Origin of the sequence: Pseudomonas sp. FP1740 (assembly GCF_030687165.1) — a bacterium.
Taxonomy (GTDB): domain Bacteria; phylum Pseudomonadota; class Gammaproteobacteria; order Pseudomonadales; family Pseudomonadaceae; genus Aquipseudomonas.
The window spans coordinates 3,532,364-3,557,100 of record NZ_CP117461.1 but is presented as its reverse complement, the minus strand read 5'-3'; the positions used below and the strand labels follow the sequence as shown (position 1 = coordinate 3,557,100).

At 60.3% G+C, this 24,737-nt stretch carries 29 protein-coding genes; 10 read left to right on the top strand and 19 right to left on the bottom strand.

Annotated elements, in window-relative coordinates; genetic code table 11:
• Window positions 1–85: 85 nt before the first annotated feature.
• From PSH69_RS16025 to PSH69_RS16015, 3 genes are read right to left on the bottom strand one after another with little or no spacing between them, the layout of a single operon-like run.
• Window positions 86–2,323, bottom strand: coding sequence for a molybdopterin cofactor-binding domain-containing protein (locus PSH69_RS16025; protein WP_305409032.1), 2,238 nt, complete (start codon window positions 2,321–2,323; stop codon window positions 86–88).
• A complete protein-coding gene (locus tag PSH69_RS16020; RefSeq protein WP_111453256.1) occupies window positions 2,320–2,793 on the bottom strand; it encodes a (2Fe-2S)-binding protein in 474 nt (157 codons plus the stop codon). The genes PSH69_RS16025 and PSH69_RS16020 overlap by 4 nt, the downstream gene beginning before the upstream one ends.
• Window positions 2,790–4,070, bottom strand: a complete 1,281-nt coding sequence (locus PSH69_RS16015) for a cytochrome c (protein WP_305409031.1) — start codon at window positions 4,068–4,070, stop codon at window positions 2,790–2,792. Before PSH69_RS16015 ends, PSH69_RS16020 begins: the two co-directional genes overlap by 4 nt.
• A gap of 296 nt (window positions 4,071–4,366) precedes the next feature.
• Here PSH69_RS16015 and PSH69_RS16010 point away from each other — a divergent pair, with 296 nt between their 5' ends.
• Window positions 4,367–5,566, top strand: coding sequence for an MFS transporter (locus PSH69_RS16010; protein ID WP_305409030.1), 1,200 nt, complete (start codon window positions 4,367–4,369; stop codon window positions 5,564–5,566).
• Between the two features lie 100 nt (window positions 5,567–5,666).
• Complete coding sequence (locus PSH69_RS16005; protein ID WP_305409029.1) at window positions 5,667–6,596, top strand: LysR family transcriptional regulator; 930 nt, start codon at window positions 5,667–5,669, stop codon at window positions 6,594–6,596.
• On the opposite strand, the gene PSH69_RS16000 is transcribed toward PSH69_RS16005, so the two are convergent.
• From PSH69_RS16000 to PSH69_RS15965, 8 genes are all read right to left on the bottom strand, one after another.
• Window positions 6,574–6,858, bottom strand: coding sequence for a hypothetical protein (locus tag PSH69_RS16000; protein WP_192350413.1), 285 nt, complete (start codon window positions 6,856–6,858; stop codon window positions 6,574–6,576). The two genes, PSH69_RS16005 and PSH69_RS16000, sit on opposite strands and share 23 nt — an antisense overlap.
• Window positions 6,859–7,155: 297 nt before the next feature.
• Complete coding sequence (locus PSH69_RS15995) at window positions 7,156–7,404, bottom strand: hypothetical protein (protein ID WP_018929055.1); 249 nt, start codon at window positions 7,402–7,404, stop codon at window positions 7,156–7,158.
• Window positions 7,405–7,536: 132 nt separating this feature from the next.
• A complete protein-coding gene (locus tag PSH69_RS15990) occupies window positions 7,537–7,761 on the bottom strand; it encodes a hypothetical protein (RefSeq protein ID WP_305409028.1) in 225 nt (74 codons plus the stop codon).
• Window positions 7,762–7,868: 107 nt separating this feature from the next.
• Complete coding sequence (locus tag PSH69_RS15985; RefSeq protein ID WP_305409027.1) at window positions 7,869–8,906, bottom strand: DNA topoisomerase IB; 1,038 nt, start codon at window positions 8,904–8,906, stop codon at window positions 7,869–7,871.
• A gap of 85 nt (window positions 8,907–8,991) precedes the next feature.
• Window positions 8,992–10,071 carry a molybdenum ABC transporter ATP-binding protein gene (modC, locus tag PSH69_RS15980; RefSeq protein WP_305409026.1) on the bottom strand — a complete coding sequence of 360 codons (1,080 nt, stop codon included), beginning with the start codon at window positions 10,069–10,071 and terminating at the stop codon, window positions 8,992–8,994.
• A gap of 3 nt (window positions 10,072–10,074) precedes the next feature.
• The gene (modB, locus tag PSH69_RS15975; protein ID WP_305409025.1) at window positions 10,075–10,755 is read right to left on the bottom strand and encodes a molybdate ABC transporter permease subunit; all 681 of its coding nucleotides are present in this window, start codon (window positions 10,753–10,755) and stop codon (window positions 10,075–10,077) included.
• Window positions 10,756–11,514, bottom strand: coding sequence for a molybdate ABC transporter substrate-binding protein (gene modA, locus PSH69_RS15970; protein ID WP_305409024.1), 759 nt, complete (start codon window positions 11,512–11,514; stop codon window positions 10,756–10,758).
• Window positions 11,515–11,729: 215 nt separating this feature from the next.
• Window positions 11,730–12,794 carry a nitronate monooxygenase family protein gene (locus PSH69_RS15965; RefSeq protein ID WP_305409023.1) on the bottom strand — a complete coding sequence of 355 codons (1,065 nt, stop codon included), beginning with the start codon at window positions 12,792–12,794 and terminating at the stop codon, window positions 11,730–11,732.
• A 214-nt stretch (window positions 12,795–13,008) separates the two neighbouring features.
• On the opposite strand from PSH69_RS15965, the gene PSH69_RS15960 reads away from it, so the two are divergent.
• On the top strand, window positions 13,009–13,992 hold the full coding sequence (locus tag PSH69_RS15960; RefSeq protein WP_305409022.1) for an MDR family oxidoreductase: 984 nt from the start codon (window positions 13,009–13,011) through the stop codon (window positions 13,990–13,992).
• Window positions 13,993–14,045: 53 nt separating this feature from the next.
• Complete coding sequence (locus PSH69_RS15955; RefSeq protein ID WP_305409021.1) at window positions 14,046–14,534, top strand: GyrI-like domain-containing protein; 489 nt, start codon at window positions 14,046–14,048, stop codon at window positions 14,532–14,534.
• Here PSH69_RS15955 and ada read toward each other — a convergent pair.
• The 5 genes from ada to PSH69_RS15930 all read right to left on the bottom strand — a co-directional run bounded on the left by ada (window position 14,498) and on the right by PSH69_RS15930 (window position 17,668).
• The gene (ada, locus tag PSH69_RS15950) at window positions 14,498–15,571 is read right to left on the bottom strand and encodes a bifunctional DNA-binding transcriptional regulator/O6-methylguanine-DNA methyltransferase Ada (protein WP_305409020.1); all 1,074 of its coding nucleotides are present in this window, start codon (window positions 15,569–15,571) and stop codon (window positions 14,498–14,500) included. The two genes, PSH69_RS15955 and ada, sit on opposite strands and share 37 nt — an antisense overlap.
• An 87-nt stretch (window positions 15,572–15,658) precedes the next feature.
• The gene (gene alkB / locus PSH69_RS15945; RefSeq protein WP_305409019.1) at window positions 15,659–16,339 is read right to left on the bottom strand and encodes a DNA oxidative demethylase AlkB; all 681 of its coding nucleotides are present in this window, start codon (window positions 16,337–16,339) and stop codon (window positions 15,659–15,661) included.
• Window positions 16,329–17,039, bottom strand: a complete 711-nt coding sequence (locus PSH69_RS15940) for a 2OG-Fe(II) oxygenase (protein ID WP_305409018.1) — start codon at window positions 17,037–17,039, stop codon at window positions 16,329–16,331. The genes alkB and PSH69_RS15940 overlap by 11 nt, the downstream gene beginning before the upstream one ends.
• 127 nt (window positions 17,040–17,166) lie before the next feature.
• Window positions 17,167–17,337 (bottom strand): hypothetical protein, encoded by a 171-nt coding sequence (locus PSH69_RS15935; protein WP_086945763.1) that lies wholly within the window; start codon window positions 17,335–17,337, stop codon window positions 17,167–17,169.
• A gap of 28 nt (window positions 17,338–17,365) precedes the next feature.
• Window positions 17,366–17,668: a DUF1883 domain-containing protein gene (locus PSH69_RS15930; protein ID WP_007900033.1), complete on the bottom strand. Its 303-nt coding sequence runs from the start codon at window positions 17,666–17,668 to the stop codon at window positions 17,366–17,368.
• A 212-nt stretch (window positions 17,669–17,880) separates the two neighbouring features.
• On the opposite strand from PSH69_RS15930, the gene PSH69_RS15925 reads away from it, so the two are divergent.
• On the top strand, window positions 17,881–18,237 hold the full coding sequence (locus tag PSH69_RS15925; RefSeq protein WP_305409017.1) for a hypothetical protein: 357 nt from the start codon (window positions 17,881–17,883) through the stop codon (window positions 18,235–18,237).
• A 72-nt stretch (window positions 18,238–18,309) separates the two neighbouring features.
• The gene (locus PSH69_RS15920; protein ID WP_007935641.1) at window positions 18,310–18,540 is read left to right on the top strand and encodes a hypothetical protein; all 231 of its coding nucleotides are present in this window, start codon (window positions 18,310–18,312) and stop codon (window positions 18,538–18,540) included.
• Between the two features lie 13 nt (window positions 18,541–18,553).
• Here the strand turns inward: PSH69_RS15920 and PSH69_RS15915 are convergent, their stop codons facing one another.
• Window positions 18,554–18,835, bottom strand: coding sequence for a hypothetical protein (locus tag PSH69_RS15915; protein ID WP_018929069.1), 282 nt, complete (start codon window positions 18,833–18,835; stop codon window positions 18,554–18,556).
• A 139-nt stretch (window positions 18,836–18,974) separates the two neighbouring features.
• Window positions 18,975–19,163 carry a hypothetical protein gene (locus PSH69_RS15910; protein WP_007935646.1) on the bottom strand — a complete coding sequence of 63 codons (189 nt, stop codon included), beginning with the start codon at window positions 19,161–19,163 and terminating at the stop codon, window positions 18,975–18,977.
• A 280-nt stretch (window positions 19,164–19,443) separates the two neighbouring features.
• On the opposite strand from PSH69_RS15910, the gene galU reads away from it, so the two are divergent.
• Both galU and gorA read left to right on the top strand, forming a co-directional pair.
• On the top strand, window positions 19,444–20,283 hold the full coding sequence (gene galU / locus PSH69_RS15905) for a UTP--glucose-1-phosphate uridylyltransferase GalU (protein ID WP_003182953.1): 840 nt from the start codon (window positions 19,444–19,446) through the stop codon (window positions 20,281–20,283).
• A 129-nt stretch (window positions 20,284–20,412) separates the two neighbouring features.
• A complete protein-coding gene (gorA, locus tag PSH69_RS15900; protein WP_305409016.1) occupies window positions 20,413–21,771 on the top strand; it encodes a glutathione-disulfide reductase in 1,359 nt (452 codons plus the stop codon).
• On the opposite strand, the gene PSH69_RS15895 is transcribed toward gorA, so the two are convergent.
• Entirely contained in the window at window positions 21,768–22,787 is a 1,020-nt protein-coding gene (locus tag PSH69_RS15895) for a DNA-binding protein (protein WP_305409015.1), read from the bottom strand. The genes gorA and PSH69_RS15895 overlap by 4 nt on opposite strands.
• 179 nt (window positions 22,788–22,966) lie before the next feature.
• Between PSH69_RS15895 and PSH69_RS15890 the strand changes: the two genes are divergently transcribed.
• A complete protein-coding gene (locus PSH69_RS15890) occupies window positions 22,967–23,905 on the top strand; it encodes a site-specific integrase (protein ID WP_018929072.1) in 939 nt (312 codons plus the stop codon).
• A 139-nt stretch (window positions 23,906–24,044) separates the two neighbouring features.
• Window positions 24,045–24,608 (top strand): alkyl hydroperoxide reductase subunit C, encoded by a 564-nt coding sequence (gene ahpC / locus PSH69_RS15885; RefSeq protein WP_105345993.1) that lies wholly within the window; start codon window positions 24,045–24,047, stop codon window positions 24,606–24,608.
• Window positions 24,609–24,737: the final 129 nt, after the last annotated feature.

The following is a 24,737-nucleotide window of genomic DNA, read 5'->3' as shown; positions in this document are numbered from 1 at the left end:
GGCTGTAAGTTAATCCGCTGCATGCCGCTTGATAATCCGCATCAGCCTCTACGCTGCATTGCGTGAAACGCAACGCTGCGCAGGGTCAGGACGGTTGCTCTGAGCGGGTCAGCGGAAGGTTCAGCCAGCGTCGACCGGTAGCGTTCGCCACAGCATTGCCGAGGGCGGCGGCCATCGGTCCCTGGACGATTTCGGCGGCGCCGAGAAACGGCTGTCCCGGTTGGTCGAGCAGATGAACATCGACCTTTTTCGGCACCTGCGAAAAGCGCAGGATCGGGTAGCCACTCCAGTCGTAGCTGCGTATGCCCCCGGCGTCATAGGCGACTTTTTCATACAGCGTCCAGCTGGTGGACTGCACGATCCCGCCTTCCACCTGGTTGCGCAGGCCATCGGGATTGACGATTTGCCCGACGTCTACCGCCGTGACGACGTGATCGACCTGCACCTCGCCGGTCTGCGGATGTACGCGCAAGCGCACCGCAATCGCGCAATAACCCATGATGTTTTTGTAGCGGGCAAACGCGAAGCCGATGCCCGCGCCAGGTTCGCTGCTTTTTTGCGGCCAGCCGATGGCGTCGCGCACGCGCTCCACCACGGCCCGCGCCCGGGGATCCGCCAGATGGGCAAGGCGCAAGGCCACCGGATCGCTCCCGGCCCTGGCGGCCAGTTCATCGATGCACGCCTCGATTGCGAAGACGTTGATGTGCGCGCCCAGCGAGCGCATGGCAGAGGTGCGAAACGGCATCTCGGTGACGAAGTTCATGTTGATGCGAGTGGACGCCAGCGTGTACAGCGGCACGGCATTGCGATCGCCGTCGCCTTCAGGTTGAGCGATGGGCACCGAAGGCGCGGAGGTGAACGGTCGGGCCAGCAGTCGCGCCGGCAGCAACCGGCCCGCGTTGACGATGCGTTCGTTATGCGGCGTGGTCCACAGTTCATAGTTCCAGTCCTGCAGTCGACCTTGCGCATCAAGATTGGCCTGCACTTCAGTCACCATCGCCGAGCTGTAGGGTTCCCAGAGATTTTCCTGCTCGCGCATCCACTGCACCCGCACCGGCGTGCCCGGTATTCGCATGGCAATCAACGTCGCGTCGGCCGCCGCATCGTCTGCGCCGTTGTGGCCGTAACAACCGGACCCTTCGGTGTGGATACAGCGAACGCGCTCGGGCGGTAGGCGCAGCATTTCGGCGATGCCGGCGCGCAGCGGATACACGCCTTGGGTGTGGGTCCAGACGGTGAGGGTGCCGTCCTTGAACCAGGCCACGGCGCAGGACGGGCCGATGGAACCGTGCATCAGGTATTGCTTGGTCACGCGCGCTCGATAGCTCTTGTCGGTCGCCACCTGTGGGGTGCCCTCATGACTGATCGGGTATCGACGTGAAGGCAGATGTTCGAGCAATGTGTGGATGTCCCGTGACTCGGGTATCGCTTGTCCGCCACTCCAGCGCGCCGATTCATATCCGCTGCGCATGGCTTTGATCGCTTGCCATTCATCATGTGCTACCACGGCAAGGTAATTGCCGTCGCGAATCACCTGCACAACCCCCGGCAACATTTTGATCGACTCCGCGTCGAAGGCCTCCAGCGTGCAGCCGGGACGAGGAGGGCGAATGACCCGGGCGTGCAGCATGCCGGGCAGACGAATGTCCTGGACAAATGCAGGGCCGCCGCTGACTTTTGCCGGAATATCCAGCCGTGGCAGCGAATGACCGATCAGCTTGAAACCCGTCGCTGGCATTGCCGGCGATTCGGACTTGGCATAGAGGTGCAGATCGACGTTTTTGACGGCGTCGGCGTAGGACATTCGTTGTCCGGCAGGGCCGTGAATGACGCCCTCCTGCGTCCTCAACAGTGGCGGTGCCAGCTCCCAGCTGCGCCCGGCCGACTGCAGCAACAACTCACGCACCTGCGCCGCCGCGTTGAACAACGCGGTGCCGCTGTCGAAAATGCTGTGGCTGCCGGCGGTGTAGCCTTCGTTGGGCGTCAGGGCAGTGTCGGCAGTCAGCAAGTTGATCGCCGTCGGCGAAACCTCCAGACGTTCGGCGGCAATTTGGAGCAAGGCTGTTTTGACGCCAGTGCCCAATTCGACCTTGCCGGTGTAGACGGTGATGCCTTCAGGGCCTACGCGGATCCACGCATCGAGGTAGGGGTTGGTGCGCAGGCTGCCGGGCAGATCAGGCGCCAGCACCACCGTGCCGAGGGTATCCACTTCGGTGTCGGCCCATGCACGACGCGCCGCCGGCACCAGGGTAAACGCCACCAGCAAGGCGCCTCCACGCAAGAACGCCCGGCGACTGTGGTCGACTTTTTTCTCCATCGTCATGTCGCGCTCCCGTTTTGCCCGGCCACCAGGCTGATTGCCTCGATAATCCGCAGGTGGGTGCCGCAACGACACAGGTTGCCTGCCATGTGCTCGCGAATGGTCTGCTCGTCCGGGTGCGGATTGCTTTCCAGCAATGACTGCGCGCGCATCAGCATGCCGGCGATGCAGTAGCCGCATTGAGCCGCCTGTTTGTCGATAAAGGCTTTCTGCAAAGGGCCGGGACGTTCGGCAGAACCGAGGCTTTCAACCGTTCGAACCTTCTTGCCCTCAAGGCCCGCGCAGGGCGTCACGCAAGAAAAAACCGGCTTGTCATCGACGATGACCGTACAGGCGCCGCACTGCCCCAAACCACACCCGTATTTGGCGCCGTTCAGCCCCAGATGATTACGCAGCGCATAGAGCAGCGGCATGTCAGGTTCCAGCTCCAATGCATGGGCCGAGCCGTTGACGTTGAGCGTGACTTGGGTCATTTCGTCTCCTGACGGATCGCTTCAATAGTGGAAGAAAGCTCTGTCCAGGGTTGGTCAGGCCTGGCTTGCTGGCGCAGGTATGACGCCAGGGCTGCGAGTTGAATGTTGTCCAGGCTGGCGGCAAACGGCGGCATGACCGGTCCGGGCACGCCCGGAGTTGCCGGCACACCTTCGAGCACGGTTTTCAGGAAGTTGCGTGCGCTTGGGGCTTGCAGTGCCGAGGTGCGATCAAGCGCCGGACGCCCGTCGATCTCGCGCATCGGCGCCGCAGGGGCATGACAACCGGCGCAGGCACTGGCGAACAGCAGGGCGCCGCTGGTCTGGTCCAAGGTCTCAACGCTCCCGGCGCCGGGTTGGATTTCGGTGATTGCCGCCTTGGTTTGCAGGCTCAGCAAATACTCGGCAATCGCTTCGGCGTCACTGACCGGCAAGCGAGCCAGACTGAGGCTGACCGGGCGCATCGGGCCTGCGGCTGTGCCGTGCCCGGCTACCACTTCTGCCCGCAGATAGTGGACCAACTGCTCAGTGCTCCACGGGTTTGCGCGACGGGCCATGCCGAGCAGCGAAGGCGCCTCCCAGCCATCCACCTCACCGCCCGCGAGACTTTCACCGGATTTCTCAGCACCGATCAGGTTCAGCGGTGAATGGCAGCCTGCGCAGTGGCCGGGCCCCTCAACCAGATAACGCCCGCGATTCCACGCTTCAGATTGTTGCGCCACCGGCGTCAGCGGCTTTGCATGCAGAAACAGCAGATTCCAGAACGACACCAGCGGCCGGATGTTCATCGGGAAATTCATGCGGTTTTGCATGGCCGGTGAGTTCACGGCAGGGCCGCTCATCAAGTACGCATACGCGTCGGCAATGTCGCCTTCGCTCATGCGCCGGTAGTGCACGTACGGGAAGGCGGGGTACAGGAAGTGGCCATCGCGGGAGATCCCTTCACGCATCGCCCGCTCGAACGCCGGCAGTGACCATTGGCCGATACCGGTCTGCGGGTCGGGTGTGATGTTGGTGCTGTAGAGCGTGCCGAACGGCGTCACCAGCGGCAGCCCGCCCGCCATGTATTGACGGCCCGGACGCGTATGGCACACCGCACAATCGCCTGCTTCGACCACCCGCGCACCGCGCTGCAATTGCGCGGCATCGAACGTTCGCGGGCGCTCAATCGGTGCTATCGCCGGGCGCCACATCAGCAGCGCCGCGCCGATTGCGCCGATCGAAGCGAGGACGGCCGCGCTGATCCAGAGGGGGCTGGATCTCAGGAAGTTGGCCTTCATGAGGATTTGCAACGCGAGGGACGCGCGGAGGGCATTGATGATGGATTCGGGGTCATGAACATCTCCTTGAGCAACCGGGGAAGGGCGCTGATGGAGAGCCCTGCGCCAAGTGCCCAAGGGTAGAGAAGACGCAAGCGCCGGAGTATTGCCACGTCGCGCAATAGCGCTTTGCGCCAACAGCAACGCCGGGGTCGTTGCGGATGGCGCATCACTCCATTGCCCGGATGATGGATTCTCTGTGTCGGCCCATGCCCTTAGCCTTGGTATCACTTTCCCGAACTCAACGAGGTGTCATCATGCTTACGGGTAACCCCACGGCAGCGGTCAAGGCCGAACAGCCTGCTTCACTCTCCGGCCTGATGGTCGCGTTCCTGGCGTTTTGCTGCGGCGCGGTCGTGGCCAACCTCTATTACGCCCAACCGATTGTCGAATTGATCGCGCCGCAGATCGGCCTGTCCAGCGCCAATGCCAGCCTGATCGTTTCACTCACACAGTTTGGTTATGCGTTGGGTCTGCTGTTGCTGGTACCGCTGGCCGATCTGATGGAAAACCGGCGCCTGGTTGTGGGTTTCACCCTCGCGGCGAGCGTAACGCTGCTGTGTGCCGGGCTGACGCACTCGCCGTCGATGTTCCTCGTATTTTCCTTGCTGATCGGCCTTACTTCGGTTGCAGTGCAGATTCTGGTGCCACTGGCGGCGCATCTGGCACCCGAAGCCACGCGCGGTCGTGTGGTGGGCAATATCATGAGCGGGCTGCTGCTGGGCATTCTGTTGTCGCGTCCGCTGTCCAGCCTGCTGGTGGAAGTGTTCGGCTGGCGCGGGGTGTTTTACAGCGCGGCGGCACTGATGGCCGTCATCGCCCTGATCACCGCGGCTGCGCTGCCGCGCCGTGTGCCGACGCATCAGGCGACTTATGCCGCGCTGATCGGCTCGGTGTTTACCCTGGCTCGTCGTCATCCGGTGCTGCGTCAACGTTCGTTGTATCAGGGGTTATTGTTCGCCAGCTTCAGCCTGTTCTGGACGCTTGCGCCGATTGAGCTGATGCGTCACCACGGCTTCAGCCAGGCGCAGGTGGCGATTTTTGCCCTGGTCGGAGCGGTAGGTGCAGTTGCTGCGCCGATTGCCGGGCGCTTGGCCGATGCCGGTCACGGCCGCCTCGGAACACGGGTCGCACTGCTGCTGGCACCGGCTTCATTGTTGATCGCTGCGCTGCCCGGCAGGAGCTACCTGTGGCTGGTGGTGTGTGCGGTGCTGCTGGATTTCGCTGTGCAACTGAACATGGTGCTGGGCCAACGAGAGGTGTACGCCATCGACCCGCACAGCCGGGCACGACTCAACGCCGTGTACATGACCAGCATCTTCGTTGGCGGTGCCTTGGGATCGCTGGTGGCGAGCCCGCTCTACGAACACTTCGGCTGGAACCTGTCTGCCGCATCGGTGGCATTGCTCCCGACGCTGGCCCTGGTGATGTTCCTCGGTCGAAAGGCCGATGCCTGAGCGCCGGGTGTGGGGGAGTCCGGTGAAGCACGGTCATACAAGACGGCAGGCGAACGGTGATGCACTATCATCACCGTTTCTTTTTGACCGGATTCCGCTTATGGACAAGTTGCTGGCACTGAAGATGTTTGTTGAAACCGTGCGTTGCGGCGGTTATTCCTCCGCAGCGCGCAAGCTCGGCATCTCGACGTCTTCGGTCACTCGCCAGGTGGCGGGGCTGGAAAACGAGCTCGGCGCCAGCCTGCTCAACCGCACGACACGCAACACCAGCGTGACCGTCGCCGGGCAAACCTATTTCGAAAAGGCTGTGGCGATTCTTGACGCCATCGACGAAGCCGATGCCGTGGTTGCCGACCGTGGCAGCGAGGCGCAAGGACGCCTGCGGATCAGCGTGCCCGTCGAGTTTGGTCGGCGGATCATCGCGCCGCATCTGGGCCGATTGCTCGAGCGCCATCCGGGACTGGAAATAAGCGTGTCGTTGAGCGATCAGGTCAGCGACCTGCTGAGCGAACAGATCGATGTGTCGGTGCGTCTGGGATCGTCGGTGGTCAGTGAAGACATCGTCAGTAAACGGGTAGGGGCCTTCCAGCGCTGGGTGGTGGCCAGCCCGGATTACCTGAGCCGCCACACGGCGCCGTGTCATCCTCGCGACTTGCTCGAGCACCAATGCCTGCGCTTCGATTACGGCGGTTCGCACCATTACTGGACGTTCCAGGGCGACGAGGAAACCATCCAGCTCAATGTGCACGGCCGCCTGCAAAGCAACAACGCCGACATCCTGCGCGAAGCGGCAATCGCCGGCGGCGGGGTGACCCTGCTGGCCGACTGGCTGGTGCGCGACGATGTCGCCGCAGGCCGGCTGACACGGTTGCTGGAGCATTACGAAGTCAACCCCGGCAGTGCAAGCAGTTGCATCAATGCGCTGTACTTGCCCAATCACCGGGGCTCTAGCCGGATCAATGTGTTTATCGATTTTCTGGAGGAAATCCTCACGCCTAACGTGTCAGCTATACAAATGGCTGGCCAGTAAAGCCACGCGGTAGCCGTTGCAGTCCGGGCATCTCGATCAGCCGTTGGGTCCACTCTGCGCGCCAGTCGTTGGCGGCGTGGGTGGCTTTGGCTTTGCGTGCGGCCCGACGTGCGGCGTTGCGTTCGGCTTTGCGCGCTTCCTTGTACGCATCGGTGTTGCGGCAGCTTCTGCATTTCACCCGGTTCAATATGCTGCTGGAAGTGAGGTTGCTGCCTTTGTGCCCGCAGGCCAGGTGCCCGCCGACTTTGAAGTGAGTGACCATGGGACATACTCCTTCGTGATGTGTAAGCGTTCGACACCCGGCGGGTGAGGGCGTTCGTTCGCGTTACGGCAGGCAAAAAAATGGCCCGCATGCGGGCGGGCCAGGGGATGTTTTCAAAGGAGCAAGTGAACTGTAGGGGCTCGGTTGTGAAGGCGGTGTGAAATGGTCAAAGCACGAATAAAAAAAGCCCGGCAAACCGGGCCGGGTTGGGCTGCAGCGCGAGTCGGGCAGGCAGGCACAAACACGGTGACAAAGAGGTCACCGTTCAGGTGTGCTGGATTGGACTCTGTCCCAGGCTCAAATAACGCGATCGCCTGATTTGAACCGAGGCAGTGGCGGCTCGACATGTTTGAGTGCAGACAACGCGCTGCGAATCTGCGGCGTGTCCTTCTCGATGTCGTTCAAGCGGTCACGAATCCTGAGCGCTGTCGGATGCCCCCCTTGATGATCGACCCAGTCGGCGATTTCCTTGCACGCAGCAGCAAGGCGGGCCTGACGGGAGTCAAGCAGGGTGAGCAGGGTGGCGATAGACTCTTTCTCGGACATGACAATCACCTCCGTTCAAGGAAATCGGCTAAAGGGCAACAAAAAGCCCGCGGGGGAGCGAGCTTTCTGCCGATGGGTCGCTGGTCCTTCAGCTCCTTCAAGTATAGACCCGGAAAATGAAAGTGGCCGGCGTCAAGCCAACCCGTGCGACACCGGCGAACTGGCCGCGTTAAGCCTGCGACATTCGCGCCTGGCGTCCTCTTCAAGATCGTAACCGTCACCGATGAAGCCGCGCGTGCGGGTATCGACGATGCGATACCAGACGGCGGCGTCGGGCGGTGGATGACCGGTTTCTCCAGCCCGGCGGCCATGAACGATGATCTTGTTGCAGCGTTTCACAACGAAAATGTCTTCCATGGCGTCCACCGAAGCTGTTCGTGTTCAGATCAAGCATAGAAGCGCTTGGCGATCATGCAAAAAACTGGTGGGTCAGTTCGTCGGTTCAGTGCACCCCTGAAGACGACTCATGGTGTTTCAGCCTTCTCGATGAGCTTCTCCAGAAACACCGCCAGCGCCACTTCCTCTGCCCTGAGCCTTTTACGCCCCCGCGACGGCGGCAGTCCGGCCAATGCGCCTTGCATAAACTCATCGACGACCGCCGGGTGGATGTAGCACTTGCGGCAAACCGCCGGGGTATTGCCCAATTGCCGGGCGACATGTTTGACCATGTCCACCACCTGCCGCTTTGCATCGGCTTGCGATTGCCACTGCAACTTGCGCAACACCGCCAACGCCAGTGCGCTGCCGGCCCAGGTACGGTAATCCTTGGCGGTGAAATCGGCACCGGTCAGCGTCTGCAAGTAGGCGTTGACGTCGGAGGAGCTGACGGTGTGCCGGTCACCGTTTTCGTCCAGATACTGAAAGAGGTTTTGCCCGGGAATCTCCAGGCAGCGCTTGATGATCCGCGCCAGGCGCCGGTCTTTTACGGTGATCTGGTGCTCGATGCCGCTCTTGCCGCGAAACTGGAACATGATCGCGCTGCCGTTGATCTCGACGTGACGGTTGCGCAGGGTCGTCAGGCCATAGGAGCGGTTGTCCCGGGCGTACTGCGTGTTGCCAACCCGGATCAGCGTCGCATCGAGCAAGGTAATCACCGTGGCCATCACCTTGTCGCGACTGAAGCCGGGAGTCGCCAACAGGGTTTCAAGCTGCTTGCGCAGTTTCGGCAGGGCCAGGCCGAAGTCCCGCAAGCGTGAATATTTGTCGGCATCGCGCACTTCGCGCCAGCGCGGGTGATACCGGTATTGCTTGCGGCCACGGGCATCGCGACCGGTGGCTTGCAGATGACCTCGCGGGTCGGGGCAAATCCATACATCGGTGTAAGCGGGCGGTACTGCGAGGGCATTGATGCGTTTGATTTCATCCGGATCGGTAATGCGCTGACCCGACGGGGCGAAATAGCCGAATGCGCCACGCAGCTTCTTGCGGGTGATGCCAGGCTGGCTGTCGTCGACGTAATGCAGGTCGGACGGCAGTCCATCGGGCAACGCGGTATCTGGCATGGCAGGCAATCCCGGGCGGCGAGTCAGGGTGTTAAGCCATTGACCACGCGCCATTGCCGGGGTGCCTAAAGAATGCCGACAGATTTCAGGCCAACACCGCCACCGCTTTGATTTGCGCCCAGAGTTGCTGGCCGGGGTGCACGCCCAGTTGATCCCGGGAGTAGCGGGTGATTCGCGCCAGCAGCGGTGTGCCGGCCGCGTTGAGGCGGATCAGTACGTGAGCAGCGTTGTCGGCGCCGATTTCACTGATCACCGTGACAGGCAGGCGATTGAGGATGCTGCTCTGTTCGACGCCTTGCAGGCTCAGGCTGACATCCCGCGCCTGTACCTTGCAGCGCAGGGCCTGGCCCTTGGTCATCGGCGCGTGGGCGACCCGAATGCTCAGGTTGGTGTCGGGCAGTTGCAAGGTCAGCAGCTGGTAGTCGGCGTCGTAGGCGCTGACGTGCCCTTCGATCACCACGCCGGCGTCATCGCCCAGCGCCAGCGGCAGATCGAGCCGGGCCAGGGTTTCGCCGATGGCGCCGCTGGCCAAAGCCTTGCCGTTGCTGAGCAGGACGAGGTGATCGGCAAGCCGCGCGACTTCATCCTGGGAATGGCTGACGTACAGCACCGGGATGTCCAGCTCATCGTGCAATCGTTGCAGGTAAGGCAGGATTTCGTTTTTACGCTGGGTATCGAGCGCCGCGAGTGGCTCGTCCATCAGCAGCAGTTTGGGGCTGGTGAGCAGGGCACGGGCGATGCCGATACGCTGGCGCTCACCGCCGGAAAGATTCTGCGGATTGCGGTCGAGTAAATGGCCAATCCCCAGTAACTCCGTGGCATGCGCCATGTCGACCCGCCGCTGTTGGCGAGGGATGCGCTTGAGGCCGAATTCTAGATTGGCTCGCACCGAGAGATGGTGAAACAGGCTGGCTTCCTGGAAAACATAACCCAGGGCGCGTTTATGCGGCGGGACGAAAATCCGCTTGTCGCTGTCCTGCCAGACTTCATCGTTGATCTGGATAAAACCCTGCTCGGCGTGTTCCAGGCCAGCGATGCAACGCAGGCAGGTGGTTTTGCCCGAACCGGAATGACCATAGAGCGCAGTCACTCCACGGCCGGGCAATTGCAGGTCGATATCCAGGGCAAATCCCGAATAGCTCAGTTTCAAGCGCGTTTGAATCATGGGTCAGCTCCAGGCCGCTTTGGTTTTACGGCTGGAGTAGAGCGCCAGCAACACTGCAAAGGAGAACACCAACATTGCCCCGGCCAGCCAATGGGCCTGGGCGTATTCCATGGCTTCGACGTGATCGTAGATCTGCACCGAGACCACGCGGGTTTTGTCGGGAATATTGCCACCGATCATCAGCACCACGCCGAACTCGCCGACGGTATGGGCGAAACCGAGAATGGCCGCGGTGATGAAACCGGGACGGGCCAGCGGCACAATCACGCTGAAGAACGTGTCCCAGGGATTGGCGCGCAAGGTGGCGGCCACTTCCAGTGGGCGAGTGCCGATGGCGGAAAAGGCATTTTGCAGCGGTTGGACCACGAACGGCATCGAATACAGCACCGAGCCGATTACCAGCCCCGCGAAACTGAAGGTCAGGGTGCCGAGCCCCAGTGATTGGGTGAAGTGGCCGATCCACCCGTTCGGGCCGAGCGCCAACAGTAAATAAAAGCCAATCACCGTGGGCGGCAGCACCAGGGGCAGGGCGACGATCGCCCCGACCGGGCCGCGCAACCAGGATTGGGTCCGCGACAGCCACAACGCTATCGGAGTGCCCATGATCAGCAGGATGACCGTGGTCAGGGACGCCAGTTTCAGGGTCAGCCAGATGGCGGAATAGTCGGCACTCGATAGCGTCATTTAGAGTTGGTAACCGTAGGACTTGATGACAGCGGCGGCTTTCGGCCCCTTGAGGTAGTCAACCAGCGCCTTGGCGGCCGGGTTGTCCTTGCCCTTGTTGAGGATCACCGCGTCTTGTTTGATCGGGTCGTGCATCTCGGCCGGAACGATCCATGCCGAACCGCTGGTGACTTTGCCGTCTTTATAGATCTGCGACAAGGCCACAAAACCGAGTTCGGCGTTGCCGGTGGACACGAACTGGTACGCCTGGGTGATGTTCTGGCCTTCAACGATCTTGTCTTTGACCTTGTCGGTCAGGCCTTGCTTGGCCAGCACCTGAGTGGCAGCCAGGCCGTACGGGGCGGCTTTCGGGTTAGCGATGGAAAGATGCTGATACTGGTTGTCGCTCAGAACCTTGCCCTTGGCGTCGACATAACCTTCCTTGGCCGACCACAGCGCCAGGGTGCCGATGGCGTAGGTGAAGCGCGAACCCTTGACGATATCGCCTTCGGTCTCGAGTTTTTGTGGCGTGGTGTCATCCGCCGAGAGCAACACTTCGAACGGCGCGCCGTTCTTGATCTGGGTATAGAACTGGCCGGTTGCACCAAAGGAGGTGACCAGTTTGTGCCCGGTGTCTTTCTCGAAATCGGCAGCGATGGCCTGGATCGGCGCGGTGAAGTTGGCGGCAACGGCAACCTGGACTTCGTTCGCGTGGGCGGACCCGAAAGCGAACACGCTGAACAGGCACACAGGGGCAAAACGTGAGGCACACATGGTCATGAAACGGCTCCGTGGTAGGCGAGTGACACGCTATATATCAGAATATATAGCGAAAAGCCTGTAAACGGAACTTGCCGGATGCGGAGTGCAGGGTGAACTGTGGCAAGGGAGCCTGCTCCCGTTGGGGCACGAGGCGCCCCCAAAAGCTCGCGACTGCTTCGCAGCCGAACGGGAGCAAGCTCCCTCGCCACAGGTTGTGGTTAGTCGCAGCTTGATTAGCGGTGAAGCAATTTGGCCAATGCCTCATCCGCCAAACGCCGGGTAAGCTCTGCCGAAGTCAGTTCAACGCCCAGGGTGAACGCCTGCCCGGCCCAAAGGTTGCTGAAATCCGCTTCCCCTTTAGCTCGCAATGGCATCAGCGCACCGCCCGCCAAGGGGAAGGCCGGTGCCTTGGCGCTGATCGGCCCCAGCTCACGCATCACCCGATTGAGAATCCCGCGCGCCGGGCGCCCGGTGAAAATGTTGGTGACCGCTGTCTCGCTTTCCTTGGCCGTGCGTAACGCCTTGTGGTGGGACGCGCTGACCTTGGCCTCTGGCGTGAACAAATAAGCCGTACCTACCTGAACCGCCGATGCGCCCAACATGAAAGCCGCTGCGACGCCACGCGCATCGCTAATCCCGCCCGCCGCAATGACCGGCACTTTCACCGCATCAACGACCTGCGGCACCAGCGCGAAAGTACCCACCTGGCTGCTCAAGTCATCACTGAGGAACATGCCCCGGTGACCACCAGCCTCGTAACCCATCGCAATGATCGCATCGCAGCCATGCTGCTCCAGCCAGATGGCTTCTTCGACCGTAGTCGCTGAGGAGAGGACTTTCGCTCCGGTGGCTTTTACCCGATCCAGCAGCGACTTTTCCGGCAGGCCGAAGTGAAAACTCACCACTGCGGGGCGAAACGCTTCGATCACTTCGCAGGCCGCGTTATCGAAAGGCGCGCGATTGGACACCGGCGTCGGTGCGTCGAAGTCGACGCCCAATTCCCGGTAGTACGGTTCCAGCAGGTTTTTCCAATCCCGGGCGCGCTGCTCATCCGGCGGCGGAGGTTGGTGGCAGAAGAAATTGACGTTGAACGGACGCTGGGTGTGTTGGCGAATCGTCTTCAGTTCTTCGCGCAACTGCTCGATGCTCAGCATTGCGGCGGGCATGGAGCCGAGGCCGCCGGCGTTGCACACAGCAATCACCATGGCCGAAGTCGTCGCGCCGGCCATAGGGCCCTGGATGATCGGCAGCTCGATCCCGAGCAGGTCAAGAATGCGGGTGTCTGGCCATTGGCTCATGTGCAGTGTTCTCCGACGTCGAAACAGGGCAGGGACGGTAGAAGCAAGTTTGTATCAGTATTGCCTGGCGCAAGGCCAGTCGAGTTTTTAATGTGTACAGGATGATCCGCAAGGCGCCAGCCGATGGGGATTGGCTTAAAGTCGGGTACGGTGATGGCGTTCCCTGTGTTATTTCAACAGCACGACAACTGAGCGATTCCACCAGGAGGCAGTGATGTTCAAAGGCATTCTGATCGACAAAGATGACAGCGGTTACCGGGCCACGCTGCAAGAGATCGCTGACGATCAATTGCCCGAGGGCGATGTGACGGTGCGTGTGGCGTACAGCACGCTGAACTTCAAGGATGGCCTGGCGATCACCGGCAGCAGCCCGGTGGTGCGCAAGTTCCCGATGGTGCCGGGGATCGATCTGGCGGGCACCGTCGAAGTCAGCAGTCATCCGGACTACAAGGTCGGTGATCAAGTCCTGCTCAATGGCTGGGGCGTCGGCGAAGGACATTGGGGCGGATTGGCGCAGAAAGCTCGCTTGAATGGCGACTGGCTGATTCCGTTGCCCAAGGCATTCACCGCCGCGCAAGCGATGGCCATTGGCACGGCCGGCTACACGGCGATGCTGAGCATCCTGGCGCTGGAGCACAACGGCGTGAGTCCCGAACAGGGCGACGTACTGGTGACGGGCGCCAACGGTGGTGTAGGCAGTTTCGCCATCGCGCTACTGAGCAAACTCGGCTATCGCGTGGTGGCCTCCACCGGCCGCACCTCCGAACACGACTACCTCAAGCAATTGGGCGCCAGTGAGATCATCGACCGCGCCACATTGTCGGAGCCGGGCAAGCCGTTGGCCAAGGAGCGTTGGGCAGCGGTGATCGACTCGGTCGGCAGCCACACACTGGCCAACGCTTGCGCGAGCACCAGGGCTAACGGCACCGTCGCCGCCTGCGGCCTGGCCCAGGGCATGGACTTCCCGGCGTCCGTCGCACCGTTCATATTGCGCGGCGTGACCCTGGCCGGGATCAACAGCGTGACCCAACCCAAAGCCCGGCGGATACTGGCCTGGAATCGCCTGGCCGAGGACCTGGATTTCGCCTTGTTACCATTGATCAGCCACGAAATCGGCTTGAGCGAAGCCATCGACGCCGCGCCGCGCTTGCTTGCCGGGCAGTTGCGCGGCCGGGTGGTGGTCGACGTCAATCGTTGATCGTCTTGGCACCAATCAAACAGACAAACTGTAGTGAAAAGGAAATAGCGACAATGGATGTAAAACTGCGTGAAGTGCTGCCCTTCAGTGTCTCGGGTTTGCAGGTGCGAACCCGCAATGCCGCAGAGCAGCAGCCGGATACCGCACGTATCGGCCCTATGTGGGAACAATTTTTCGTCGAGGACGTTTTCGACAAAATCGCCCACAAACAACCGGATTCCTTTATGTACGGCGTGTATTCCAACTACGAGTCCGACGCTTCAGGCCACTTCGATGTAACCGCGGGCGCGGCGGTCACCGCACCCTCCGAGGGCTTTGCGCAGATTCAGGTTGAGGGCGGCGATTACCTGGTGTTCAGCGCCAAAGGGGCGATGCCGGACAGCGTCATTCAGGCTTGGGGCTTTATCTGGGCTTACTTCGAAGACAACCCACAGGTTCGCCGCAAGTTCGCCACGGACTTCGAGGTCTACACCGGCCCGGAATCCGTGGCGGTCTATATCGGCATTCAGGACTCAAACGCGTTTTCGCGCGCCAGTAACTGACGCTTACGCTCCACCCCCCAGCGATAGCCCGACAGGTTGCCGTCGCTGCGCACCACGCGATGGCAAGGGATCGCCACCGCCAAACTATTCGCGCCACAGGCCTGGGCCACGGCGCGCATGGCTTTCGGCGCGCCGATGCGCTGGGCGATATCGGCGTAACTGGCGGTGCTGCCGGCGGGAATCTCCCGCAGGGCTTGCCACACCCGCTCTTGAAACGCTGTGCCGCGTACATCCAGCGGCAAGTCCAGGCCGAGGGCTGGGGCTTCGATAAAGCCGACGACCTTGGCGATCAACTGCTCGAACTCATGATCGGCGCCAATCAGGTTGGCGCGGCGAAACTTGTCCTGCAGGTCGCAGACCAGTTGATGCGGGTCGTCGCCCAGCAGAATCGCGCAGACTCCGCGCTCACTTTGTGCCACCAGAATCGCTCCCAGAGAGCACTGGCCGACGGCAAAGCGAATGTCGTTGTTCTGCCCGGCCGCGCGGTAGTCGCCGGGTGTCATGCCGAGCAATTGATCAGCCGCCTCATAGAAACGGCTGTTGGAATTGAATCCGGCGTCATACAGCGCATCGGTAACCGTGCCGCCATCGGTCAGGCGCTCGCGAACCTTGCGTGAACGATGGGCGGTGGCGTAGCCCTTGGGCGTCAGGCCGGTGATGGCCTTGAACACACGATGGAAGTGGAAACTGCTCAAACCGGCTGCATCTGCCAGCTCATTCAACGCCGGTAACGTTTCGGCGGATTCGATTTGACGGCACGCGGCGGCCACGGTGGCGGCGTGTTGCGCGGCGACGTCGCTGTGATCTTTCGCGGCACGTTTGCTGGGGCGATAACCCGCCGCCTGAGCTTGCTCGGCAGTGTCGAAGAACTCGACATTCTGCGGTTTCGGCAGGCGTGCCAGGCTGCTGGGGCGACAGTAGATACCGGTGGTTTTCACCGCATACACAAACTGCCCGTCGGCACGGGGATCGCGCGCGACCACGGCGGCCCAGCGAGGATCGTTTTCGGTGGCGATTGTTGGCGATTGAGTTGTCATGGCTTCATGTCCGTTGACCCGTTTCATGCAGATTAACCAGCCGGCACCGACGCCACACTCCGGGTCTTGCGGTCGAATTCGAATGCTTCATCCCGCGGTACGAAAAGTGAAATTGATCCGCTGTTCGCCCAGCCGCGGATGCTGGCCGTCCTTGATCGGCAATACCCCGTGGTAACGCAAACGGTCCACGCCGCCCCAAACCACGATATCACCGTGAAACAGCGGCACCCGCTGGCTTTTGGCGCTGCGTTCGAAGCCGCCGAACAGGAACGTCGCCGGCAACCCCAAAGACACCGACACGATGGGGGCAGTGTAGGCGTTTTCGTTTTTGTCCTGATGCAACGACATCCTGGCCCCGGGAACATAGCGGTTGATCAGGCAGGAATCCGGTACGAACGCCATAAACCCTGCCTCTCGCGCCGCCGCCTGGGCCAGTTCGAAAAACACCTCGGGCATTTCAGGCCAGGGCGCGCCGGTCTGCGGATCGTTGCGGGTGTACTGGTAGCCGCTGCGATCGGTGGTCCAGCCCCAGGTGCCGCAACTGCTCAAGGCCACCGACATGGTAAAGCCGCCGGGCGTGACCATCTGCCGAAACGGCGCCGCTGTCAGAACCGCCTCCAGCGCCGGTAGTAACCGGTCGAGCCAGGGTAGGGCGAAGCCCCTGAGGACGTAGGATTGTTCGCCGATCTGCTCGCGCCTGGGCTGCTGCTCGGGTTCGGCGTCGGCAAACAGATCGAGGGTGATCGGGCTCATGGGCTCATAACGCATCGTGAAAGATGATTCCAAGGGTATGCCGTTTTCCACTGTGCAGGCGACTCACTCCATGACGCAGGGTCACTCGGTAATAGCCGCGAACGCCTTTAACCGGGCGCTGACTCACGGCAAAAATCAACGCATCACCTTTCTTCAGACCGATGACTTGCGGGCGCGATTGCATCCGTGGGCGTTGTTCGGTCAGCACAAATTCGCCACCGGTAAAGTCCTTTCCCGGTTCTGACAGCAGAATCGCCACTTGCAGCGGAAATACGTGTTCGCCGTACAGATCCTGATGCAAGCAGTTGTAGTCCTGCGGGCCGTATTGCAGCAATAAAGGTGTCGGGCGTTCCTGACCGGCGGCATGGCAGCGTTGCAGAAACGCTTCGTGGGATTCGGGGAAACGGGTCGGCAGATCCATGCATTCGTACCAGCGATTGGCGATGGGAACCAGTCGAGGGTAGAGCGCGCTGCGCAACCGGGCCACCGGATCCGGCAGCGGGTATCTGAAGTATTTGTACTCGCCACGGCCAAAACCGTGGCGCGCCATTACCACTGTCGAGCGAAAGGGTTCGGGGCGGTTGTACAGGGCGCTTATTTCATCGCAGGTCTTATGGCTTAAAAGCGATTTGATGATCGCGCAGCCATCCTGGTCGAGTTGCTGCGTAAGTTTGCCCCAGTCGAGGGCATCGTGGTGAATCGGATCGGTAAACAAGGGTTCTGACTCCTTGACCAAAAGGTCGAGGCGGCCAGTTTAGTGAGCGTTGCGAGAGCGGGCACTCCGGCGCTTGCGGTCGAATTCGCGAGGGGAGCAGACGTCCATGTTGTCGCTCCAGATCGCGTTACAGCGCTTTGCTGACGCTGATCTCGCTGATGACGTCTTCGCTCTGGCCATGAAGCTTGTCCAGCGCAGCCTTGGCTTCTTCTGCAGTGCCGTTTTCAAGCTGGGCGAATTCGAAGCGACGCTCGCCGTTGAGTTTGTATTTGATGACGTATTTGGTCGTCTGGGCCACGGTCATACCTGCCTGTTCTAGTGTGGGCTCAGCTCAGCTTCGAGCTGGAGCGGCGGATGATCTTGATCGAGTGCGTCAGGGTCGGTTTGCGGGTCACGCTGATCGGCCGGCGGTTGACCGTGTCGATGGTGATATTCCAGAAACCGGTGCTCGGCGCGGTGATCCGGGCCGGGAAGGTGTCGAATGCGCCGCCGTGGTAAGTGTGACGGCCGCCGTTCTTGAAGCTGCGGAAGTTGGCGTCGTTCATCAAGCGGATGTTGCACATTTGGGAGCACTGAATGACGACGATGTCGTCTTCGTTGAGGTGCTCGCGCTGGTGGATAAATTTCATGAGGCGCCTCCAGAAGGGCTTTTTCTACAAAATCAAAACGATAGCATGGGCGATTGGCGCAGTTTATCAGCCCGAACAGGTTATTATCTGGCTGTCGGGGTCCGCTTTGACAATTAAAAACAGTTATTTGGAATTCTATGAGCGATAAAAGCAGGGAGCCTTGGAGAAAAACAGCATTTGTGCTGTCGGAGGGTCTTTATCGGAGGTTTCATATGAAATGGGGTGTTCTGGTCGTGCCGTTTGCATTGGCAGTGGGTGGATGTGCGACGGTCTCGGACATCACTGCGTCGCTGCCTACCATGAACGTGATTTCAGGCAAGAATCCCCATGAGTACGCCCAGTGCCTGGTCGAGAAGTTGGCCAGTAGCCGCGGGGCCCTGCAAGTCGAGCCGCAAAAGGATGGCATGCGGGTTATTGTGCCGCAGAAGTTCTCCTCGGGGCCGGCAGCGGTGTTTGACATTGAAGACCGCTCCGGTGGCAGCAGCATCAAACTGCATGAGCGCATCTCCAATGTGCCGTTGCGCCCATGGGATGTACGCAATGCCGCCACCGCGTGCATTTCCGGCTGATAGACTACCCCCGGTCAGCATCGATGCCGTCAAAGTCGCACTTTGACGGCATTGTCATTTCTGGAGTCGAGCATGAAACGAGAGCAGGTGCGGGAGCGCCACGCAGAGGGTCATATCTCTGCCACCCATGTGATTCAGAACCCGGCGAATCCGGGGGAGTGGATCGTATTTTTCAAGAAAAGCGCCGGGCGCAGTTTTTTCCTGGTGGATGACAATGATGAAGTCGAGTCCTTCAGCCGCCTCGACGATTTGATCGAGACCGTACGCGGGCTCGGGATCAAGTTCGCCGAAATCCATATGTAGGGCATTGGGTGCCCTACTTGCAGACCACCACCACACTGCGGTTCTTGTAATTGCCGACGTCGACGCCCAGGGTTTTGTCGCTTTCCTTGGTCGAAGGTGTACCGTCGGTACCGACAATCCGATAGCCGGTGCCGGCGCAAGAGGCATCGGCTTTTTCGTAGCAACTGGCCCAGGCGTTGGCTTCCCCGGAGCAGTCGATGGTCAGGCCTTGCTCGCCATTTTTCAGATAAGTCGTTTCGGACGTGGCGCAGCCACTCAGGGCCAGTACCGCAATCAGTGGCAAGAATCTTTTCATGTCGTGGTCGTCGTCAGTGATGGGGGCTAAACGCTATGACAGCGGCTGCAACGAAAGGTTATAGCGATTGGCCACTTCGTTACAGGCATTCACAAAAAGCCCTGCGCAAAGACAGGGCCGCGGTCGCGCCAGGTTCAGCTCAAGGCTTGTCCTTGCCGCGCCGCTTGGGTGCTGCGGGTTGATCCTGCAACACCGATGCCACTTCAATCGCCAACGCTTCTGTAGGGAACGGCCCGGCAATATTCTCGCCGCCGACGCTGTCTATCCACCACTGGCCGTCTTTCGCCTGATTGATCAGGTACCCGTTGACGCTTTTTGCTGCCGACATCTATCTGCCTCGTTGGCTGGTTCAGGTGCGCAATGATAGCGCCAAATGCCCTCAACGGGTGCCGATGGGTGTAGGGTGGGGCAGATTGTCGCTAGACTGATGGCCGCGCAGGTCGTCGATCTCTGCTATCTATAAGAGGTTGTGCAGCTTATCTGCGGAACTATCCATCAGAATATTTCTCTATGATGGCGTCGGTTAGCCAGTGCGGGGCATTGTAAGGTGCACGCCGCCTGATTAGACTGCGCCGAAACTCGTACACACAGCCCTTTCAAGGACTTATATGATCAAGAAATGCTTGTTCCCAGCAGCCGGTTACGGTACTCGCTTCCTGCCAGCGACTAAAGCCATGCCCAAAGAAATGCTGCCGGTGGTAAACAAGCCACTGATCCAGTACGGCGTCGAAGAAGCACTGGATGCCGGGTTGACCGAAATCTCCATCGTCACCGGTCGCGGCAAACGCGCGCTGGAAGACCACTTCGACATCAGCTACGAGCTGGAAAACCAGATCAAGGGCACTGACAAGGAGAAATACCTGGTCGGCATCCGTAAGCTGCTCGACGAGTGCTCGTTCTCCTACACTCGCCAGACCGAAATGAAAGGCCTGGGCCACGCGATCCTGACCGGTCGTCCACTGATTGGCGACGAACCTTTCGCCGTAGTACTGGCGGACGACTTGTGCGTCAACCTCGAAGGCGACGGCGTACTGACCCAGATGGTCAAGCTGTACAAGCAGTTCCGCTGCTCGATCGTGGCCATCCAGGAAGTCGATCCTCAAGAAACCAACAAGTACGGCGTGATTGCCGGCGAGATGATTCGCGACGACATCTATCGCGTTCACAGCATGGTCGAGAAGCCAAAACCTGAAGATGCACCGTCGAACCTGGCGATCATCGGCCGTTACATTCTGACCCCGGACATCTTCGACCTGATCGAACAGACCGAGCCAGGCAAGGGCGGCGAAATCCAGATCACCGACGCCCTGATGAAGCAAGCGCAAAACGGCTGCGTCATGGCCTACAAGTTCAAAGGCAAGCGTTTCGACTGCGGTGGCGCCGAAGGCTACATCGACGCGACCAACTTCTGCTTCGAGAACTTCTACAAGACTGGCAAGGCTTACTGATAGCGCCTGAGCTGCTTGTATTGAAAAGCCACCTTCGGGTGGCTTTTTCATTTTCCGGCCCCAAATAGTTTGCAACGCTTGCCCAAAGGCCGCCCGCAGGTATGCTGGTGTCCTGCCGAGGAGATAGAAATGGCCTACGATTTTGACCTATATGTGATTGGTGCCGGTTCTGGCGGTGTGCGGGCTGCGCGGTTCGCGGCCGGTTTTGGTGCGAAAGTCGCCGTGGCCGAGAGCCGTTACCTGGGCGGTACGTGCGTGAACGTCGGCTGTGTGCCGAAAAAACTGCTGGTCTACGGCGCGCACTTCGCCGAAGACTTCGAGCAATCGCAAGGTTTTGGCTGGACTCCGGGTGAAGCGACGTTCGACTGGGCGACGCTGATCGCCAACAAGGATCGCGAGATCAATCGCCTGAACGGCATTTATCGCAATCTTCTGGTCAACAGCGGTGTGACCTTGCATGAAGGTCACGCGAAAATCGTTGATCCGCATACCGTCGAGATCAATGGCGAGCGTTACACCGCCAAAAACATCCTGATTGCCACCGGTGGCTGGCCGCAGATCCCGCAGATTCCGGGGCACGAGCATGCCATCAGCTCCAACCAGGCATTCTTCCTTAAAGAGCTGCCCAAGCGCGTTCTGGTGGTCGGTGGTGGTTACATCGCGGTGGAGTTTGCCGGGATTTTCCACGGGCTGGGTGCCGAGACCACGCTGCTGTATCGCGGTGATCTGTTTCTGCGTGGCTTCGACGGCGCAGTGCGCAAACATTTGCAGGAAGAGCTGACCAAGCGCGGCATGAACCTGCAATTCAATGCCGACATCGAACGTATCGACAAGCAGGCCGATGGCAGCCTGAAGGCGACGCTCAAGGATGGTCGTGAGCTGGTGGCGGATTGCGTGTTCTACGCCACCGGTCGGCGTCCGATGCTCGACAATCTGGGGCTGGAAAACACCGGGGTCAAACTCGACAAGAAAGGTTTTGTCGAGGTGGATGAGCAGTATCAAACCGCTGAACCGTCAATCCTGGCTCTGGGCGATGTGATTGGTCGGGTACAGCTCACGCCGGTCGCTCTGGCCGAAGGCATGGCCGTGGCGCGGCGCTTGTTCAAGCCTGAGCAATATCGCCCGGTGGATTACAAGATGATCCCGACCGCCGTGTTCAGCTTGCCGAACATCGGCACTGTCGGCCTCACCGAAGAAGAAGCGCGAGAGGCCGGGCACGAGGTGGTGATCTTCGAAAGCCGTTTCCGGCCGATGAAGCTGACCCTGACCGAATGCCAGGAGCGCACCTTGATGAAACTGGTGGTGGACGCCAAGACCGACAAGGTCCTGGGTTGCCACATGGTCGGCCCGGACGCTGGTGAGATCGTGCAAGGGTTGGCGATTGCCCTGAAAGCGGGCGCGACCAAGCGCGACTTCGACGAAACCATCGGTGTGCATCCGACGGCCGCCGAAGAGTTCGTCACCATGCGCACGCCAGTCGCGGGTTAATCGTTCTTCTGTGGCGCTGATGCGTCTGGCGCTGTCGCAACGACAGCAGCCAGGCGCACGCTTTCATCCAGGCTTGCCTGCAACTTTATCAATTCAACTTCCAGCGCTTTGTTGATGTGCGACTGCTCGTCAATGTTCTGCTTGAGCGACTGGCTTTCCAGCAAGGCAATGCGCAAGCGTTCCTGGAGGAGGGTGCGTTCGCTGTCGATGCGGGTGACCTGTTCCAGTAACTGATCCTGTCGGCTGTTGGTGTGCTTGAGTTGCTCCTGCAACAGGCTCAACTCCCGCAACGTGCCACGGTTTTCGGTCAGTAGACGCTCGTTGTCGCGATGCAGTTGGGTGATTTCATCCTGGCGTACCAGTGCGCTTTGCTGGGCCTGACGCAATTCCATCTGAATTTGTTGTACCTGGCCTTCGTGGCGTCGCTGTTCCTGCTCGCGCTGGTCTTTGACGGCATTGCGGTAGTGCTCCAGTGCTTCGCGGGCGTGCAGGTGTTTTTCCTCCAGTGAGCGGATCTGCTCGTCCTTGTCCTGCAAGCGCAATTCAAAATCGGCCAGCGCCTGGTTCAGCCCGGCGTTGCGGGTTTGCTCGGATTGCAGCATCGAGCGGGTGTCGTGCAGTTCCGCCGATTCCTGGGTCAGCGCCAGGCTTTGAATTTCGTATTGCTGCTGCAATTCGGTATTGGCCTCATGGGCCTCGTGCAGCTGGGTTTCCAGCTCTTTTCGTTGTTGCTCGAACTGCGCGCGTGCCTGGTCGATGGGTTCTTGCGCCTGTTCTTTCAGGCGTTGCGCCAGCCGCGCCACCAGCGCTGTCAGCTCATCATCGATCGGTTCGGAAGTTGCTGGCGCGGGTTCGGCGCCGTCGTCGAGCTCTTTCAGATAGCGATGGATCGTGGTTTTCGAGCCGGTATTGCCCATTTCGATCCGCACTGCGTCGATGCTCGGATGCTCGCCCCGGGCGAGGATTGCCGAGCGTGCCGCTTGCACCAGTGCCTTGTTTACGCCGCCACGTGCCATGTGTTCTCCTACGATTTGATACTGTGGTACGTACCACTAATTTACGCAATGTACCATGCCGTGAATAAAGTTAAAAACTTGTGATGGCTGATGCGGGATATACTGGTATTACCCCGTGTGATCAGCTGTAGACCGGGGTTTTCAATCGCCAACGCGGTACGTTTTCGAGCACTGAGCCCATGACCGATCTGGATCGCTACCTGCAAGCCGCTACCCGCGACAACACCCGTCGCAGCTATCGCGCGGCCATCGAGCACTTCGAAGTCAGCTGGGGCGGGTTCCTGCCGGCGACCAGCGATAGCGTTGCGCGGTATCTGGTTGCACATGCGGGCGTGCTGTCGATCAATACCTTGAAGTTGCGCTTGTCCGCGTTGGCGCAGTGGCACAACAGCCAGGGGTTCGCCGATCCGACCAAGGCGCCGGTGGTGCGCAAAGTGTTCAAAGGTATTCGCGCGCTGCACCCGGCCCAGGAAAAACAGGCTGAACCCTTGCAGCTTCAACATCTGGAGCAAGTGATCGCCTGGCTGGAGCAGGAAGCGCAGTCCGCCAGGGCGCAGGGGGATCGAGCGGGATTGCTGAGAGCCAAGCGCGACACCGCACTGATCCTGCTGGGCTTCTGGCGTGGTTTCCGTAGCGATGAGTTGTGCCGCGTGCAGATCGAGCATGTACAAGCCAGCGCCGGTTCAGGCATTACCCTCTACTTGCCACGCAGCAAGGGCGATCGCGAGAACCTCGGCCAGACCTACCAGACACCCGCCTTGCAGCGCCTGTGCCCGGTGCAGGCCTACATCGAATGGATTACCGAAGCCGCGTTGGTCCGTGGCCCCGTGTTTCGTGGCATCGATCGCTGGGGCCATTTGAGCGAGGAGGGCTTGCACGCCAACAGCGTGATCCCGTTGTTGCGCCAGGCACTGGAGCGCGCCGGCATTGCGGCCGAGCACTACACCAGTCACTCCCTGCGTCGCGGCTTCGCCACCTGGGCCCATCAGAGCGGTTGGGATTTGAAGTCGTTGATGAATTACGTGGGCTGGAAGGATGTGAAGTCAGCCATGCGCTATGTTGAAGCCAGCCCGTTTCTCGGGATGACCCGAATCGCTGAAAAGCCGTTGGCGCTGTAGATCACGTTTTCTTCTATTAATACGCTCGGCTAATAGCGAAAACAAATCAGCAGCATCAGGTTTGCCAATGAGCCAACCGGCGATCGGGTGGGTAGGATTCACCACATCAACTTCTTAACCCCCTGACGGAGAGTCACCGATGCCTATCATCAACAGCCAAGTTAAACCGTTCAAAGCTACCGCCTACAAAAACGGCGACTTCGTACACGTGTCGGACGCTGACCTGAAAGGCAAGTGGTCTGTCGTTTTCTTCTACCCAGCTGACTTCACCTTTGTTTGCCCGACCGAACTGGAAGACCTGGCTGACAACTACGCCGAGTTCCAGAAACTTGGCGTCGAGATCTACAGCGTTTCCACCGATACCCACTTTGCCCACGCTGCCTGGCACAACACTTCGCCAGCGATCGGCAAAATCCAGTACACCATGATCGGCGACCCGACTCATGTCATCTCCCGCAACTTCGACGTGCTGATCGAAGAAGCTGGCCTGGCTGACCGTGGCACTTTCGTGATCAACCCTGAAGGCCAGATCAAAATCGTTGAACTCAACGATGGCGGTGTAGGCCGTGACGCTTCCGAGCTGCTGCGCAAAATCAAGGCCGCTCAATACGTCGCGGCTCACCCGGGCGAAGTCTGCCCAGCCAAGTGGAAAGAAGGCGAGGCCACTCTGGCTCCGTCCCTGGACCTGGTCGGCAAGATCTAAGTCTGTGACGCGCTTCATCAGGGCGGAGCTCCGCACCTACTAAGTAAGCTGCACCGCCCCATAAAACGCCCGGGCGAGATTCGCTCGGGCGTTTTTTTATGTCTGATAGCTCTCTATTCAAACAGCATC

Bases quoted from the DNA above. Each gene is read 5' to 3' on its own strand.
- PSH69_RS15985 (WP_305409027.1), bottom strand. From the start codon at position 8,906: ATGCCAGATACCGCGTTGCCCGATGGACTGCCGTCCGACCTGCATTAC.
- PSH69_RS16025 (WP_305409032.1), bottom strand. From the start codon at position 2,323: ATGACGATGGAGAAAAAAGTCGACCACAGTCGCCGGGCGTTCTTGCGT.
- PSH69_RS16020 (WP_111453256.1), bottom strand. From the start codon at position 2,793: ATGACCCAAGTCACGCTCAACGTCAACGGCTCGGCCCATGCATTGGAG.
- PSH69_RS15925 (WP_305409017.1), top strand. From the start codon at position 17,881: ATGAAATGGGGTGTTCTGGTCGTGCCGTTTGCATTGGCAGTGGGTGGA.
- PSH69_RS15960 (WP_305409022.1), top strand. From the start codon at position 13,009: ATGTTCAAAGGCATTCTGATCGACAAAGATGACAGCGGTTACCGGGCC.
- ahpC (WP_105345993.1), top strand. From the start codon at position 24,045: ATGCCTATCATCAACAGCCAAGTTAAACCGTTCAAAGCTACCGCCTAC.
- gorA (WP_305409016.1), top strand. From the start codon at position 20,413: ATGGCCTACGATTTTGACCTATATGTGATTGGTGCCGGTTCTGGCGGT.
- PSH69_RS15930 (WP_007900033.1), bottom strand. From the start codon at position 17,668: ATGAAATTTATCCACCAGCGCGAGCACCTCAACGAAGACGACATCGTC.
- alkB (WP_305409019.1), bottom strand. From the start codon at position 16,339: ATGCGTTATGAGCCCATGAGCCCGATCACCCTCGATCTGTTTGCCGAC.
- PSH69_RS15910 (WP_007935646.1), bottom strand. From the start codon at position 19,163: ATGTCGGCAGCAAAAAGCGTCAACGGGTACCTGATCAATCAGGCGAAA.
- PSH69_RS15990 (WP_305409028.1), bottom strand. From the start codon at position 7,761: ATGGAAGACATTTTCGTTGTGAAACGCTGCAACAAGATCATCGTTCAT.
- PSH69_RS16000 (WP_192350413.1), bottom strand. From the start codon at position 6,858: ATGGTCACTCACTTCAAAGTCGGCGGGCACCTGGCCTGCGGGCACAAA.
- galU (WP_003182953.1), top strand. From the start codon at position 19,444: ATGATCAAGAAATGCTTGTTCCCAGCAGCCGGTTACGGTACTCGCTTC.
- modB (WP_305409025.1), bottom strand. From the start codon at position 10,755: ATGACGCTATCGAGTGCCGACTATTCCGCCATCTGGCTGACCCTGAAA.
- PSH69_RS15890 (WP_018929072.1), top strand. From the start codon at position 22,967: ATGACCGATCTGGATCGCTACCTGCAAGCCGCTACCCGCGACAACACC.
- PSH69_RS15920 (WP_007935641.1), top strand. From the start codon at position 18,310: ATGAAACGAGAGCAGGTGCGGGAGCGCCACGCAGAGGGTCATATCTCT.
- ada (WP_305409020.1), bottom strand. From the start codon at position 15,571: ATGACAACTCAATCGCCAACAATCGCCACCGAAAACGATCCTCGCTGG.
- modA (WP_305409024.1), bottom strand. From the start codon at position 11,514: ATGACCATGTGTGCCTCACGTTTTGCCCCTGTGTGCCTGTTCAGCGTG.
- PSH69_RS16015 (WP_305409031.1), bottom strand. From the start codon at position 4,070: ATGAAGGCCAACTTCCTGAGATCCAGCCCCCTCTGGATCAGCGCGGCC.
- PSH69_RS15965 (WP_305409023.1), bottom strand. From the start codon at position 12,794: ATGAGCCAATGGCCAGACACCCGCATTCTTGACCTGCTCGGGATCGAG.
- PSH69_RS16010 (WP_305409030.1), top strand. From the start codon at position 4,367: ATGCTTACGGGTAACCCCACGGCAGCGGTCAAGGCCGAACAGCCTGCT.
- PSH69_RS15895 (WP_305409015.1), bottom strand. From the start codon at position 22,787: ATGGCACGTGGCGGCGTAAACAAGGCACTGGTGCAAGCGGCACGCTCG.
- modC (WP_305409026.1), bottom strand. From the start codon at position 10,071: ATGATTCAAACGCGCTTGAAACTGAGCTATTCGGGATTTGCCCTGGAT.
- PSH69_RS15915 (WP_018929069.1), bottom strand. From the start codon at position 18,835: ATGAAAAGATTCTTGCCACTGATTGCGGTACTGGCCCTGAGTGGCTGC.
- PSH69_RS15995 (WP_018929055.1), bottom strand. From the start codon at position 7,404: ATGTCCGAGAAAGAGTCTATCGCCACCCTGCTCACCCTGCTTGACTCC.
- PSH69_RS16005 (WP_305409029.1), top strand. From the start codon at position 5,667: ATGGACAAGTTGCTGGCACTGAAGATGTTTGTTGAAACCGTGCGTTGC.
- PSH69_RS15955 (WP_305409021.1), top strand. From the start codon at position 14,046: ATGGATGTAAAACTGCGTGAAGTGCTGCCCTTCAGTGTCTCGGGTTTG.